The 14,364-nt window shown below is 54.2% G+C and carries 9 protein-coding genes; 1 reads left to right on the top strand and 8 read right to left on the bottom strand.

Annotation, left to right across the window (positions count from 1 at the left end; genetic code table 11):
• Positions 1–4 precede the first annotated feature (4 nt).
• From AC5DDB_RS23070 to AC5DDB_RS23055, 4 genes are all read right to left on the bottom strand, one after another.
• Positions 5–442: a type II secretion system protein GspG gene (locus AC5DDB_RS23070; protein WP_491742115.1), complete on the bottom strand. Its 438-nt coding sequence runs from the start codon at positions 440–442 to the stop codon at positions 5–7.
• 182 nt (positions 443–624) lie between these two features.
• On the bottom strand, positions 625–1,824 hold the full coding sequence (locus AC5DDB_RS23065) for a type II secretion system F family protein (RefSeq protein WP_491742114.1): 1,200 nt from the start codon (positions 1,822–1,824) through the stop codon (positions 625–627).
• A gap of 259 nt (positions 1,825–2,083) precedes the next feature.
• On the bottom strand, positions 2,084–3,769 hold the full coding sequence (locus AC5DDB_RS23060) for a GspE/PulE family protein (RefSeq protein ID WP_491742113.1): 1,686 nt from the start codon (positions 3,767–3,769) through the stop codon (positions 2,084–2,086).
• A gap of 112 nt (positions 3,770–3,881) precedes the next feature.
• Entirely contained in the window at positions 3,882–7,079 is a 3,198-nt protein-coding gene (locus AC5DDB_RS23055) for a secretin N-terminal domain-containing protein (protein ID WP_491742112.1), read from the bottom strand.
• A gap of 383 nt (positions 7,080–7,462) precedes the next feature.
• Between AC5DDB_RS23055 and AC5DDB_RS23050 the strand changes: the two genes are divergently transcribed.
• A complete protein-coding gene (locus AC5DDB_RS23050) occupies positions 7,463–8,524 on the top strand; it encodes an EF-hand domain-containing protein (RefSeq protein WP_491742111.1) in 1,062 nt (353 codons plus the stop codon).
• Positions 8,525–8,537: 13 nt separating this feature from the next.
• On the opposite strand, the gene AC5DDB_RS23045 is transcribed toward AC5DDB_RS23050, so the two are convergent.
• The 4 genes from AC5DDB_RS23045 to AC5DDB_RS23030 form a co-directional block, all read right to left on the bottom strand.
• A complete protein-coding gene (locus AC5DDB_RS23045) occupies positions 8,538–10,124 on the bottom strand; it encodes a hypothetical protein (RefSeq protein ID WP_491742110.1) in 1,587 nt (528 codons plus the stop codon).
• Positions 10,106–11,485, bottom strand: a complete 1,380-nt coding sequence (locus AC5DDB_RS23040) for an anaerobic sulfatase maturase (protein ID WP_491742109.1) — start codon at positions 11,483–11,485, stop codon at positions 10,106–10,108. The genes AC5DDB_RS23045 and AC5DDB_RS23040 overlap by 19 nt, the downstream gene beginning before the upstream one ends.
• Before the next feature lie 60 nt (positions 11,486–11,545).
• Positions 11,546–11,974 (bottom strand): ribose-5-phosphate isomerase, encoded by a 429-nt coding sequence (locus AC5DDB_RS23035; protein WP_491742108.1) that lies wholly within the window; start codon positions 11,972–11,974, stop codon positions 11,546–11,548.
• Positions 11,975–12,052: 78 nt separating this feature from the next.
• The gene (locus AC5DDB_RS23030) at positions 12,053–14,104 is read right to left on the bottom strand and encodes a HEAT repeat domain-containing protein (RefSeq protein ID WP_491742107.1); all 2,052 of its coding nucleotides are present in this window, start codon (positions 14,102–14,104) and stop codon (positions 12,053–12,055) included.
• Between the last annotated feature and the right edge of the window lie 260 nt (positions 14,105–14,364).

The raw sequence follows: 14,364 nt of genomic DNA, 5'->3' as shown, positions 1-14,364 counted from the left end.
CGCACTACAGGTTTTGATCTTGTTCGTCGGTATTGGAAATGTCGTCGCCGCCGCCGTCTTGCTTGTTCGGTCCCCACGACCAAACGCGAGGTTTCAGTTCGCCAGACTGATACTCGTACTGAATCGGGCTTCCCCAAGCATCGACGGGTGTCTTTTCCAAGTACGGCTCACGTTGTTTACCGTTGACCACTTCCGGTTCGACAAGCACGCTGATGCTTTCCGGCCAAGCGGCATCATGATCGGCCCGGTACGTCTTGGCAGCTTGTTCGACACCGTTGATGCTTTGCCGCGTGACTTTGATATACGACTCTTCCTGTCGACCAAGGATGTTTGGCACGACCATCGCCGCAATCACACCAAGAATCGCCAGTACCAACAACACTTCGATCAATGTGAACGCGTGCCGTTGACGACGTTGTTGTTGTCTCCGTTGAACCTTCATCGTTTCTCCTCAAATCCCGATAGTCAGGTGCGTCGCGACGCACCGATCAAACTGTGTTCAAAATTGCGGTACGTCGCGACGTACCCTACGTATTTGCCTGGCACTAAAACGAGTTCTGTCTCGCGAAAGTGCGTCATCAATAAGATTTCATCTCCACCACGGACACAAAAGACCGCTGTGCGTTAGAAGATGCCGGAGCTTTGCAAGATGGGCAGCATCAGCCCGGCAACGACAAACAGCACCAGTCCCGCCATCAGCAACAGCATCAATGGTTCGAGCAAACGCACGAACATTTCCAACTTTCGATTGGTATGCCGTTCCATCGTCTCGGCAATATCAATCAAGACTTGTTCCAAGTTATTCGCTTCTTCGCCGACGGCAATCATCTCGACGATTTCTGTCGAGAACTCACCACTTGCCCGCAAGGGAACGGCTAACGATTTCCCTGCGGAGATGTTTTCAGCCGCGTCTCCGATCGCCTGACTGAGCACCTTGTTTCCCGCTGCATCTTTGGCGATTCGCAGAGATTGCAAGATCGGCACACCATTGCGAAGCAGAGTCCCCAAAATTCGGCAGAACCGTGCCACCGCCAAACTCCGCACGATGGCTCCCATGCCCGGTGCCGTCAATCGGAAGCGGTCGACCTTCATGCGACCATCGGGTGTCTCCGCCCATTTCATCAAGCCGTAGGCTGCCCCCGCAAGAGCGAGCAACATCAACAACCCGTATGACTGCACCGCGGCACTGGTGTCGAGCAGGGCAGTCGTGGCCCAGGGCAATCCACCTCGATCAGACATGCGTTCAAAAATCGGAGCGAATTTCGGCACGAAGAACGTCAACATCGCCGCGACAATTCCACCGCCAAGCACGAGTAGAAACAGCGGGTAGACCATCGCCCCGACGACTCGGCTTTTGAGCTCTTCCTGGTGTTCAGTGAAAGACGCAATTCGCTTAAGTACGTCTTCCATGAACCCGCCTTCTTCGCCCGCCGTCACCATACTGACGGCCAAATCGCCGAAAGTTTTTGGGTGTTTTCGCATGGCATCGGCAAGCCGTGTCCCCTCAGCGACTTGCTCTCGGATGTCGATGAGCACCCGCTTGAAATTTGCTTTGGATGTTTGCCGTTCCAACAGTTCCAACGACCGCAACAACGGCACGCCCGAGTGGAGTAAATCTGCAAGTTGCGTGAAAAACGCGGCCAATGTGCGAGCGCCAACCCGACCGCCGATCCCCACCATCTGCTGTTTTTTGGCTTGGACATCGACCGGGAACAGGCTCATTGATGCCAACATTCCCAGAGCTTCTTGTTCGTTGCCCGCGCTCAATACGCCGGTAACCTGCTTGCCGGAAAGTTCGCGAGCGGTGTATTGAAAATCAGGCATGATTGGCGACGTGGAAAAAAACGTTAAACGGTAGAAACAACAATAAGGCTGGGGCAGTTGGGGAGGGAAAAACTTGCATGTCACATGCAATTCTGATTTTGTTCGTCTTGTGTTCTCCGTGATGATTCGCGGGTTTCACCGGCAACTCTTTTGCTGGTGACTTTCATGTTCAAAGAGTCGAGCAATCACTGACAACGCCTTGCCAGCGGTACTCGTCGTCATGAATGACAACCTTGAAAAATCAATTTGAGGGATTCGATCAAGACGACAAATAATCGCCTTTGGTGATTCGGAGGACTTCATCAATACTCGTGACACCCGACAAGACTTGCTCCCAGCCACTTTGCCGGAGAGTCGTCAAACCGTTTCGCAGGCCGTAATCCCGGATTTGGCCGGCACTGGCGTGTTCAATACATAGTTTTTGGACTGCGGGGTCAGTTTTCAAGAGTTCAAAGATCCCCGTCCGTCCCGAGTAGCCAGTTTCCCGACATTCTCGGCAACCTTTCGGGCGATACACTTCGGTGTGCGGATCGACTGGCCAGTCCGGCGGCAGTTCCGTCTTGTCAGGCGTGTAACGTTCTTTGCACTTCGGGCATAAACGCCGCAACAATCGCTGAGCCAACACACCTTCGACAGTACTCGCCACCAAATACGGTTCGACACCCATGTCGATCAGTCGTGTAAACGCCCCCGGTGCATCGTTCGTGTGAAGCGTGCTGAACACCAAGTGCCCGGTGAGGGCAGCTTGAATCGCACTCTGTGCGGTTTCGCCGTCGCGAATTTCCCCGATCAGTACAACGTCCGGGTCGTGACGAAGAATACTTCGCAACCCCGCTGCGAACGTCAACCCGATTTTCGAATGCACCTGGATCTGACTGATGCCATGCGTGTGATATTCGACCGGGTCTTCAACGGTGATAATTTTCGTATCCGGACTTTTAATCGCGTTGAGGGCACTATACAGCGTCGATGTTTTCCCGCTCCCGGTTGGTCCGGTAACGAGAACGATCCCGTGTGGCGCTTCGATCAGTTCTTTGAATGTTTCCAAGACTTTCGGCGGCATTCCGACGGAATCGATATTGAAGTTCATTCGCTCTTTATCGAGCAAACGCATCACGACGCCTTCGCCATAAAGCATCGGAATGATCGAAACACGGACATCGATTTCCCGTCCGCGAGCCCGCATGTTAATACGGCCGTCTTGCGGGAGGCGTTTTTCGGCGATGTTCAATCGGCTCATGATTTTGAGTCGCGTGACGATGGCCGAATAGAAGTGATTGATCTCTGGGGGAACGGGTTGCACGCGTAACAAACCGTCGACACGATACCGAACCGTGAGTCCTTTCTCGTAAGGCTCGATGTGAATGTCACTCGCCTTCTGATCGACGGCTTCGACCAGCAACTCGTTCACCAGCCGAATGACGGAAGCTTCCTGTGCGGCTTCCGCGAGTTCCCCCGCATTCTCGGGGAGTTCTTCGAGAAACTCGACTTCATCGGCCCGGCGGGCAACCAGTTCGTTAATCGTATCGCCACCGACGCCCAAGTTCGATTTGATCAATTCTTGAACGTCGTCATGTCGAGCGAGAACAGGTTCCAACCGGAAACCGCTAGCGGCACTTAGTTCGTCAAGCGCTTCCAAATCGAACGGGTCGCTGGTTGCAACTGTGACCGTTCCATTCTCCCGCGAAAGCGGCAACAAGCCATGCCGGAACACCACGGACGTTGGAAACTGAGAGAGCAACTCCGGATCGATTTCCACATCTTTAAGTTCGACATACCGCATGCCGAACTCTTCAGCCAGAATTTGCAGCATGCGATCTTCAGGCACGAGTTGCATCGCGACAGCAGCTTGATCGACTCTCCGACCGTTGGCTTCGGTCCGAGCTAAGTCCAACTGCTGTCGGTCGAGCAACCCGCGAGAAATGAGAAGATCGCCAATATCCATGTCTGTCTTACTTGGTCAAATTTCAAAAAACGTTCTATCGGCCAACCATAGATGACCCGCAACAGCCGCTTATTTGTGTGAATCAAATATGTGACTCTCGTTCAGGTCCCAATTATCGCCCGCGACGCGAGGATCCGCCACCAAAACTTCCTCCTCCGAATCCACTGCGACGACTGCTTCCACCGCGGTCGCTGCCGCCACGGTCGCCTCCGCCACCACCGAAGAAACTCGGCCGACCACCACTGGACGAACCACCTCGGCTCTGTTCGGCGGCACGTTCTCGCATGCGTTGTTCGAAGAACTGACGCACGTTGTCATCGCGGCTGGTATCGCCACTAGAGCTATTGTTGCTGCTACTCGATGCCGTTGTCGAGGGTTTCGCATTTGTCGTGCTGACCTTCACACTCGGAATCAGAGACGTCAAGGCGGCTTGCACGATGGCTGCGTCCGCCTCACCTACCGGAACGACACGAATCGTCTCATGGGCTTCAAAGGCTGAATTGTCGAGTTCTTCGACCAATGCCTCGACCTGTCGAAACAGGGTATCGTTGGCTGACACGACCAGCGTACTTGTCCGGGCATCGACGCCGATCGTCATACGGATTCCCGGACCAGTACTGCTACTGCCGCGACCGCCGCCACCCATCATCATCGCGAGCGGATTTCCTCGATTGTTTTGAGCCGCCCGTGCGTTCGGGTCTTCGAGATAGTCTTTGTAGACTTCTTTCAGAATCTCGGCAACTTCCGTCACACTGGCGTGATCGACGGGAATCATACGGGGAAGCCGTTCGCGAAGACTTTCAGGAACTTCGTCGGAATCGAGAATCTTGAGCATTTGCTCGACATCGCGAACTTGCCCAGCGGGACCAGTGACGAACAGCGAATTCGAACGCAAGTCCGGAATGATCCGCAGCGTTTGCGACACGCCACTCAAACCGCTGAGTCCGGCCATGTCCATCAAACCACCGCCAAGCGTGGATAAACCACCCGTCAGCGATCCCATCAACGATTCCTCGCCGGGGATGGCAGCGGTTCCCACACTACTGCTCGGAAAGAGTTGTTCGAGCATCGCAGCAGTTGTCGTCGCGTCGGCCACGCGAAGATAGAACACCGTCCAAGTAATCTCCGGCGGCACAGCCTGGGCTAAATCGCCGATCAATTCTTCCATTTGGTCAAGGGCGTCTTCGTTATCTGACAACAACACCAGTTGGTCGTCACGCACAATAATTGTGACATCATCCTTCGGGTTGCCAGCCGTCTCAGGTTTTGGACTCTCATCAGCGTTTTTAGCTGGCGGGTTCTCGGAAGAAATGCTGGCGGTATCTGTGGTATTGGTCTCAGGTTTTGGGGGTGTGGTTTTCTCCGAGCGAAGATTGATTTCGCTGCCCGCTTCCTGAGCCGTTGCGAACACGGCCGATAGTGCCGGAGCCGGAGCTTTTGGATCGACTGTCACTTGCACATTCGCATTGCCGGATTGCGACTTCCAGTTAATCAACAGTTCCTTGAGTTCATCAATCGCTGAAACCGTTTTTCCATTGAAGGCCAACATGCCATCTGCATAAACCACAACAGTTGCGGGTCCCGTGGGCGCTTTCGTTGACTTCGCTTCAGCCGCAGCAGGTTCCCCCTCGAAATTCACCGGCAGCAAATCGTCACGTTCCGGACGCGGTCGTGATGGAGCTGACTCACGACGACGAGACTGAATATCGTCCAGCGAATTCTCATTGGAACGCATCGTCGATTGCCCGGGGACCAAACGATCGCCGACCGGACTCGATCGCGATGGAACCACAATCCGCACCGGACTCGTTTTCGAGCGTGACCATTCGCGTTCCAAAAGATCGACGAACCGCTGTGCATTGCGACCACCAAGTGGAATATTACGGACAGTCCCACCACGAGCCGTCCCGGTCGATTGCCCGGTTCCGTCTTCTCCCAACTGAGCCAAAAGTGTTTTGACCTGAGTGACTTGATCGAAAGTTCCACGAACCATCAAACGCATGCCATACGTGTCGGCTTCAATAATCGGGGCGGCATCGCCATCGGAAGCGAACAGAGAACGCAAAGTCGCTGCAGCCCCGAGCGGGTCCAAGTCCGCCAGGGGAATCACCGCAACTTGCTGAGTCCCGCCAGCCCCACCGTCGAGTTGGCGGATAATTTCCTCAATCTCTTTGTGTTCGGATTCGGTGGCTTTGATATGCAGGCGACGGGCTCGACCATCTTCATTGATAACAACACCTGGCCGCACCGCATCCAATGTTTTTGCGACTTCGCGGGCATCGGCACTTTCGAGCGAGTACACCTTCAAATACGGTTTGCCCCGACCCGCCGACAAGATTTGCCCATCGGCATTCTCTCCGACATCGATACTGCTAATCATCTCCTCAACCAACCCGAGTGTCTCGGTGGTTGCGGTGACAAGCAGGGAATTCGTGCGAAGGTCCGGTGTGACTTGCGTTCCAGGCGTAGCCGTCTGAGACGACCGCGAACTACTACTAGGCGGACCACCACGATAACGGGGATCACGAGAGTATTCCTGAGCCGCACTCACATTCGTCACGCCAGTACCGATACCGAGTTGGCTTTGCACTAAATAAGCGGCGTCTTCGGCATTGATATGCTTCAGCGGAAACGACTTGAACTTCAGATCCTCTTCACCAGCTGCGATGTTTTCGACTAACCGACGGACGCGGACCAACGTGGCGGAGGTATCGGTTACGACGATTGCGTTCGAAGTCGGCAATGGAACCACTTTGCCTTGCGGACCGAGCAGGGCTTCGACTTCTTTAGAAACATCTTCCGCTTCCGCATTCTGCAACGGCAACACGACGTTCACCAATTCGTTGCTCCCTCGCTTTTCCAAATCTTCAGCGGGAACATTCGGAATCAGGTTGGGCGGAATCGGTCGTTTGTCGACGTTCAACACGACCAAAAATCGGTCGCGTTTCACCATCACGTACCCCTCTTGCAGAAGATACCCATGCAGGATATCCAGGGCTTCGTCGGGGGTGTAAGTCTTGCGGTCGGAATATGTCAGCGTCCCGGGCGGGATATCGAGCATCTGCAACGTATAGCCGGCTTTGCGACCGAACTCTCGCAGCACAAACTCCCACGGAGCATTCTGGAGTTGAAAAGAAATCGCCGGTTCATTCCCTTTCGGATTCGAGCCGTTGGCAGCGTCGAAGGAAATGACCTGTTCCTGGGAGCCGTCTTGTTGGGCGAAACCGATCGACGAGAGCCCGCCGAGCATCGCACACAAACAGACGAAACCTCGCAGAGAATGTTTGCGGCTGAAATTAGCGTTTGACATAACAACCCGCTGAGTGACAATAAACAAACGAATAGTAAAACTCTCGTTCACTAGGACATCCGAGCCGAGTCGCTCGATCCTAATTGTGAAACACGAATGCTTTGCATTTCTCAATGAAACCCCGAGAACGCTCCGTTTGACTCGAGTTTTTCCGTGAATCTGCCCGGATGGACGGAACAGGGCGACCGAAGTTGTTCGTGTTCTTTTGGCAACACGCCCAGAGATGCCCCGGAATACTTCTGCTTCCTTAAAACACCGGAAATCGTTTCCGAAAAATCGCTCTGAACAGATAAAAAATGCGATTTCACCGACCGTTTCCATGCCATAAGGTGTTAAACCCCATAGAAAGTTGATCCGACCGCAGAAAATAGGGATCTCAGACAATGTTGAGAAATTTCTTGGCTTTGGAATTTCTAGTCGTTACGGCGATTTTGTTCGCAAGTTCTTCGCCCGCCAACGCGCAAGGTCCATCAGGCAGCTGGTTGGCAGACCGGATGGACGGCAATGGCGACGGAGAAATTGACGCGAACGAGGCCGGTCGACTTCGGGAAGCGATGGAACGACAAGGAGTGCGATTCCCGATCAGTAAAGAGGGATTCTCCGAAGCCGCTCCGAGGGTTTTCGAGGAAATGCGTCGCAGCGGCAGCTTCGGACGACCACCTGGGGGTCCTCCCGGTGGATTCGGTCGTGGCGGCGATGATCGTGATCGCGGTGGATTTGGACGAGGAGGCGACGATCGTGACCGCGGCGGCTATGGTCGTGGCGGAGACGACCGCGATCGTGGGAGCTACGGACGCGGCGGTGACGATCGGGGCGGGGATGATCGCGGCGGATATAGTCGAGGCGGTTGGGGAAGTTCCGGTCGCGGTGGCTGGGGAGACCGTGGCGGATACGATCGCGGTCGAGATTCCGGGCGACGAGGTGACTCTTCGAAGGAAGAGAAAGAACGCCCCCGCGTGACGGTCGATCTCACCGACGCCTATGCGGAGGCTGACAGCGATGGTGACGGTCAAATTGGGCTGTACGAATGGCGTCAGTGGAAGCCGACCGAACTCAATAAATTCTTCCTCGCCGACGCAAACCGCGATTCGTTTCTCACACCGCGTGAATTAGCGATCTTCGAGAAGTTCCCGGTCGCGGAAGCCGACACATCCACAACGGCGTCGAACTATCCGGCTGCTGCCACTGCAACACCCACCGCTCCGGCTGGTCGCACGAATGTTGACCCGCAGGACAAACCGAGCGCCAAGGAAGCCCAGTACGTTTTTAAGGTGCTCGACCGTGACCATGATGGCAAGATCACCGAAGAGGAATGGCAACGCAGCAAAGGTGCCCGAGGCGGATTTGAAGATGCTGGCATCAAAGTGCCATTACCCGCGACAATTGAGTCGTTCCTCGCAGTCTACCCTTACGAGCGACTGTTCCCACAGATGACCATTCGTTAAACGAGTTCATCGCCTAGCGTGAAGCATCGATCGGCTCCGTTTCCAGCGAAACGGGGCCGATCTTGCATTCGTCAAAGGTGAGATCGTCCAATGCCAACGGGGTTTGGCGAATTTCCCAGGTATTCTCGCCCGACTGAATAATGCCATCCGGAATCGACACGCGAATTTCACTGCCCGGCTTTCGTCGAGAAAGAGATTCATTCAGCACTGCAATGCGTCGATTGTTGATCCATAGTTCCGTGGTCATATGCCCGTCCCGCAATGCACGCAAATATGGACTCGCTAGAAACGTTGCAGGCCCGGCGGGCTCCAAGCCAGACTCGACGATTCGAAAAAAGTGATTGTCGCCTGAGTCGTCGATCTGAACCCGAAAAGCCCCTCGCCATTTCGTTCGACTTCGTCCAAGCAAAAGTGGTCGCGATAGCACAACCGTCCGGGTTCCTGCGAAGATGGGCGTGACGGTCGCCACTTGATCCCTCGGGCATGCAAACGTACCGAGAAACGGATGATCCATCTCATATCGACCATCGTCGAGACTAAGAATTGCGAGTTCCAATTCGTCGGCTTTCTCAGTTGCAGGGACACCTATCCAACTGCGAAACCGAACTCTCGCTATGCGTCCGGAAATTGACGTCTGCGGAGACGACGGATCGCTTCGCGAACTCCACTGGATTTCGCGGATGTCCGACCAGTTGCTAACAATCTTCTGGCTCCCAAACTTCCAAACCACATTTCGTTCATCGATTTGCAACATTTCGCCGTAAAGTCGATTGCCATCGAAAAATATGAGGGAATCCCGGTCTTGAGTCATCGTTGTTGTGTCGTCCGTAACAACGTCATCCGGCCATCGGGTTTGGAGCAATAGGTCGTCGAAGGCAATCGCGGAATTTGCGTCGAGGTCCATTTCGATTTTTGTCAATGCACCGCAGTTGGTGTCGCCACTTGCGACCACCACATCATCCGCGAGAACTTGCACACGATTTTTCTCGAAGAAAACCGTCCAACGTGCCGGAGTCTTACAGGGTGCGATGGGGTACTTGCCAATGCGAAGGTTTTCCGCAGACACGTTCGGATTACCCGACTTCGAATATCGCAGCGAAAGTGATTGCGGGACGGAGTCCGTGTGAAAGAATAATTGGACGCTCCCCGCCGTCGTGCCATTTTGGTTCGGCAACACGGTCCAACTCAACCGCCCCGATGTTAGTGGTTGGGCAGGTTCGAACTGCCAACGAGCCGGTTGCTCCCCCGCGACCCACACGTGTGACGGAGCGGCCCCCATCTGGGCAAGTTGCAACTTGGGATCGAACGGTGTGCGGCGGCGAGTTCCGGGCTCGAAATCTTCAAAAAGCACGTCCCGCCAACCCGGTTGCTGAGAGATGGAGGACACAAACACGTTCGGTGTTTCGACAATCGATCCGCCACGCAATCGCAATTTGACACGATGTTCGTCGGCGTCAAGAATCTCTGCCGAAACTTGTTCGCCGTTGACAAAGATGACTAATCGCAAAGGACTTGACGAAGTCATCGGCAGCGGGGTCGATCCGGCGGTCAGCAGCGAACCGAGGACCCCGAATATCGGCATCAACGAGCCCAACAACATTTCTTGTACTTTCGTCCGGAACCACACGGACACGGGTCATTTCGGCCCAATGTCGTCACTGGGCCGTTGGGCACGCCGGAACGAGATGGCGTTTGTTTCACGGGCGTTTTCGCACGCATTTCATGCATCACGTTCACGGGCGAACGTCCATCACGAAGTTCTTCCGCCATTCGCTCCATCACCGGACGAATGTGGTTAAAAAACTTGCGATAGCCGACACACAAGTAATTCAATCCCGCCTCGCCATCCGGCGTTTCGATGAAACGATTCTTCGGGCACTCCCCATTACACATGAACCGCACTTCACAGTTGCGACAGTATTGCGGGAGTGTCGTTTCTTTCGCTTTGCCAAACTCCTGTTGTGTTTCGGATGAGGCCAAATCGAGAATTGGCAATTCGTGAATATTCCCGAGACGAAACTCGGGTTCGACGAAGTGATCGCAACTAAAAAGATCACCATTATGTTCCATCGCCAACGCACCGCCGCATTGCCGACGAAACACACATAGACTCGGCTCATGCCCCGACCAAGCCGCTAATGCCTGATCGAAGATTTGCACAAAGACTTTGCCGACGTCTCGACGGATCCACTCATCGAAAACCGCGATGAGAAAGTCGCCGAACTGTTCGGGAGAAACACTCCGGCTACTAACACGGTCTTGCCAAGGATTCGTGGAGTTCCCCGCATCCGCCGACAAGTCCGCCTCTGCATGAACACCAACACCCCGACGTTCCACAATGGGAATGAACTGCAAGAACCGAACGCCGTTGTCTCGGAGGTAAGTGTAAACCTTCCGTCCATGATCGCCGTTGATGCGATTTACGACGACCAAGACGTTGTACTCGACCTTGTGATGTTGCAGCAGCTTCAAAGCGGCGAGCACGGCAGCGAACGAGCCTTCGCCTTTCTTATCGTATCGATAACGGTCATGCAGTTCCGCAGGCCCATCGATCGATAACCCAATCAGAAAATTGTGTTCGCGAAAAAATCGGCACCAGTCATCGTCGAGCAGCACTCCGTTGGTCTGCAACGTATTGACAACTCGCATACCAGGCCGTGCGAATTCCTGTTGATACGCAACGACTCGCTGAAAGAACTCTAAACCTAGCAGAGTTGGTTCGCCGCCTTGCCACGCAAAAGTGACTTCGGAAGCAGTTGCCGGTTGAGCATGAATATATTGCGCAACATACTCGCGAAGCGTTGGATCGGTCATCCGCCAACGTTCGCCGGAAGGGTACAGCTCTTCCTTGTGAAGATAGTAGCAGTACTCGCAATCGAGATTGCAAATCGGCCCGATTGGTTTGGTCATGACGTGAACGCCATTCGGCAAACGGGCCGTCTTGACGTCGGTTGATGTCATGCCTGAAATTCGCTCCTGCACTTCACGGTTACAACGGACAGAACCGTCTTTCGTGGCCCGTTACAAATCGAGTTTATCAATCCGTCTTTGGTGACGCCCCCCTTCGAAGGGAGTTTCCAGCCACGCATGGATGATTTGCTCGACAACTTCCCACGACAACATACGCTGGCCGATGGAAATGCAGTTCGCGTTGTTGTGTTGACGACCCAGTTTCGCGGTTTCGACATTCCAACACAACGCGCATCGCACGCCTTTGACCCGATTCGCAGCGATGGCTTCACCATTGCCGGAACCGCCTAAAACAATGCCGCGATCACACTCGCCCGCTGCAATGGCTCGTGCAGCCGGGATCACGAAGTCAGGGTAGTCGACCGATTCATTCGAATCGGTTCCAAAGTCTTGAACTTCATGCCCCGCTTGGGTGAGTAGTTCAGAGATTTGCTGTTTGTACTCGAAACCCGCATGGTCCGAGGCCAAGGCGATTTTCATTGAAGGTCGATCAATCGAGGGGGCCAAACAAAAAACCGACCCAGTTGGTACGTGAGTCAACTGGGTCGGCACATCGAATTAGAGTTCTTTCAACGCGGCTTTGACAGCTTCACGGACTTCTTCGTCGTCATCATTGAGCAGTTTTGTCAAAGCTTCTTTGACATCGACATTGCCTTTGCCGATTCGTCCGAGGGTGGTGGCGACTTCAATCCGTGCCCGAGGATTCGGCCGTTTCAAAGCCTCGATCAGCAGCGGAATCGCCGTTTCAATCACCTTAGGATCAGGCGCGATTTGCAGTAACGCCCACAGAGCGACTGTTTTCTCGAATTCGTCGCCTTCCAGAACAGTTTTTTGCAAAGCTGGCACGGCTTCTTTGCCTGCATCCTTCATCCGTCCGAGAAGGTAAGCCGAGGTAGCGACGACCGTGGGTTCGGAATCTTCGAGCAAGTCGACAGCAACTTTTAAGGCCTCTTTCGAAGTCGCCCCAATTTCCACCATTGCGGCCAAGGCTTCTGTTCGCACGGATGGGTCAGCGTCTTTTGCCGCTAGAATCAATTCAGGAATCGCAATTTTCGCGGGTGCACCAATTCGGCCCAAGGCCATTGCAGACTCCCGACGCACGAGTGCTTCTTCCCGTGACAAACCACCGATCAGTCGCGGCACGGCCAATTCGATGAATTCGGGATTCTTGGCATCCAACAAAACAAGCGCGAACGCACTGGCTCCACGAACTCGCTCGTTCTCGTCTTCCACGGTTTTCTTCAAGACCGGAATCGCCTCATTCGCAGCGATTTTCCCAAGTGCATAGGCAGCACCAGGGCGTCCTGGGTTGTCTTCGGACTTGAGAAGTTTAATGAGGGCTTCGGTCGCATCCGACGCTTTAGGACCCATTGCAGCTAAAGCAACGAGTGTCTCACGTTGAACGGCGGGGTTTTCCGAGTCGAGCAATTTCACCAACGCGGGAACCGCATCGACGCCATCTTCCCCAAGACTCGCAATCACTGTGACGGCCAACAATTGATAGTCCGGGTCGTCGAGTTTTTTGATCAAGACATCGAGCCCAGGACCACCGATTTTGCCTAAAGCATCGGCGGCACTGATCGTCACGACTCCCGAGTCATCGGCTAACGCTTTTTCTAAACTCGGCACTGCTGATTTAGCCGCGGGACCAATTTCGCCCAGAGAACGGGCTGCCAACAATCGTACAGTGGCTTGGTCGTCACTCAATCGTTTTGCAATGGCATCCACAGCCGGAGCCGCATCTTCGCCAAATGCACCTAGTGCAAGCAGCGTATTCGAGCGGACCGCGATGGACTCGGAATCCAATTGGTTCACGAGAGCGGGCACAACGGTATCGGCTTTCGCACCGATCATTCCCAGAGCTCGGGCTGCATGCCATTGAACACGCGGGTCCTGATTTTCCAGCTTGCTGACCAACGAATCGACGGCGACTTTCGCCGGTTCGCCGATGGCTGCCAACGCGTCGCAGGCAGTCACAGTTGCTTCGACATTATCGCCGTTGAGCAACTGAGTCACCCGTTTCACTGCGGGCTTTCCAACGAGTGCCAACGCACGGATAGCATCGGTCCGGACGGTTTCGTCTTCCGCTTTCAAGCCGTCGATCAGAACACGAAGCACTTTTTGAGGAGCCGGTTCTTCGCCTTGCTTAATTGCGACGATCGCTCGCGCGGCCGAGACCCGAATCAACGGCATGTCGGTTCCGACCAGCTTTGTCAGGGCGTCCTCAGCCTTAGCAGCTTGCGGGCCAATATGGCGAAGTGTCTCAATAGCTGCGTATTTTAAAATCACCGAATCAGATTCGAGTTGTTTAATCAGTTCCGGTGTCGCTGCCGCTGCCTGCGGACCAACGCGGCCAAGTGTCAGAATAATTTCGTGACGTAGAATGAGATCGTCGCTAGTCGCCAATGTCTCGATCAAGGTCGGTACAGCTTCGACGGCCAACGGACCGAGCTTGGAAAGTTCCGCGACAGCTTTTCGCTTGGCGGCTAAATTTCCGTCGGTCAATTTTTTCTCGATCGCGGTGAGCGATTCGTCCGCAGCCTGCACGCAATCGAACGACGTCAAACACACCATGCAGGCTAACATGGTGGACCAAACAAGTCGCGTCATGAAATATCTCCGAAGTAGATTCATTGTGTGGGTGAAGTTCATTGAACCCCATGTTGTACCGCCAGGGTACCTCACAACAGGCCCAATGTGATGATTCCGTCAGCTTTGAACAGGGATGCGCTTGATCCAGACAAGTCACACTTTCATAATCGTAAATGAGGCAGTGAGGTGCCGCAACAATTTCAGTGGACTTCGGGATCGATTATAAACGGAATTGGGATGCCGATTCTACCATCTTTCCTGACGTCTTTCCTAAACGA

Source organism: Thalassoroseus sp., assembly GCF_984380535.1.
Note: the sequence above shows the minus strand (reverse complement) of the source record. Positions and strands in the feature narration are given on the sequence as shown.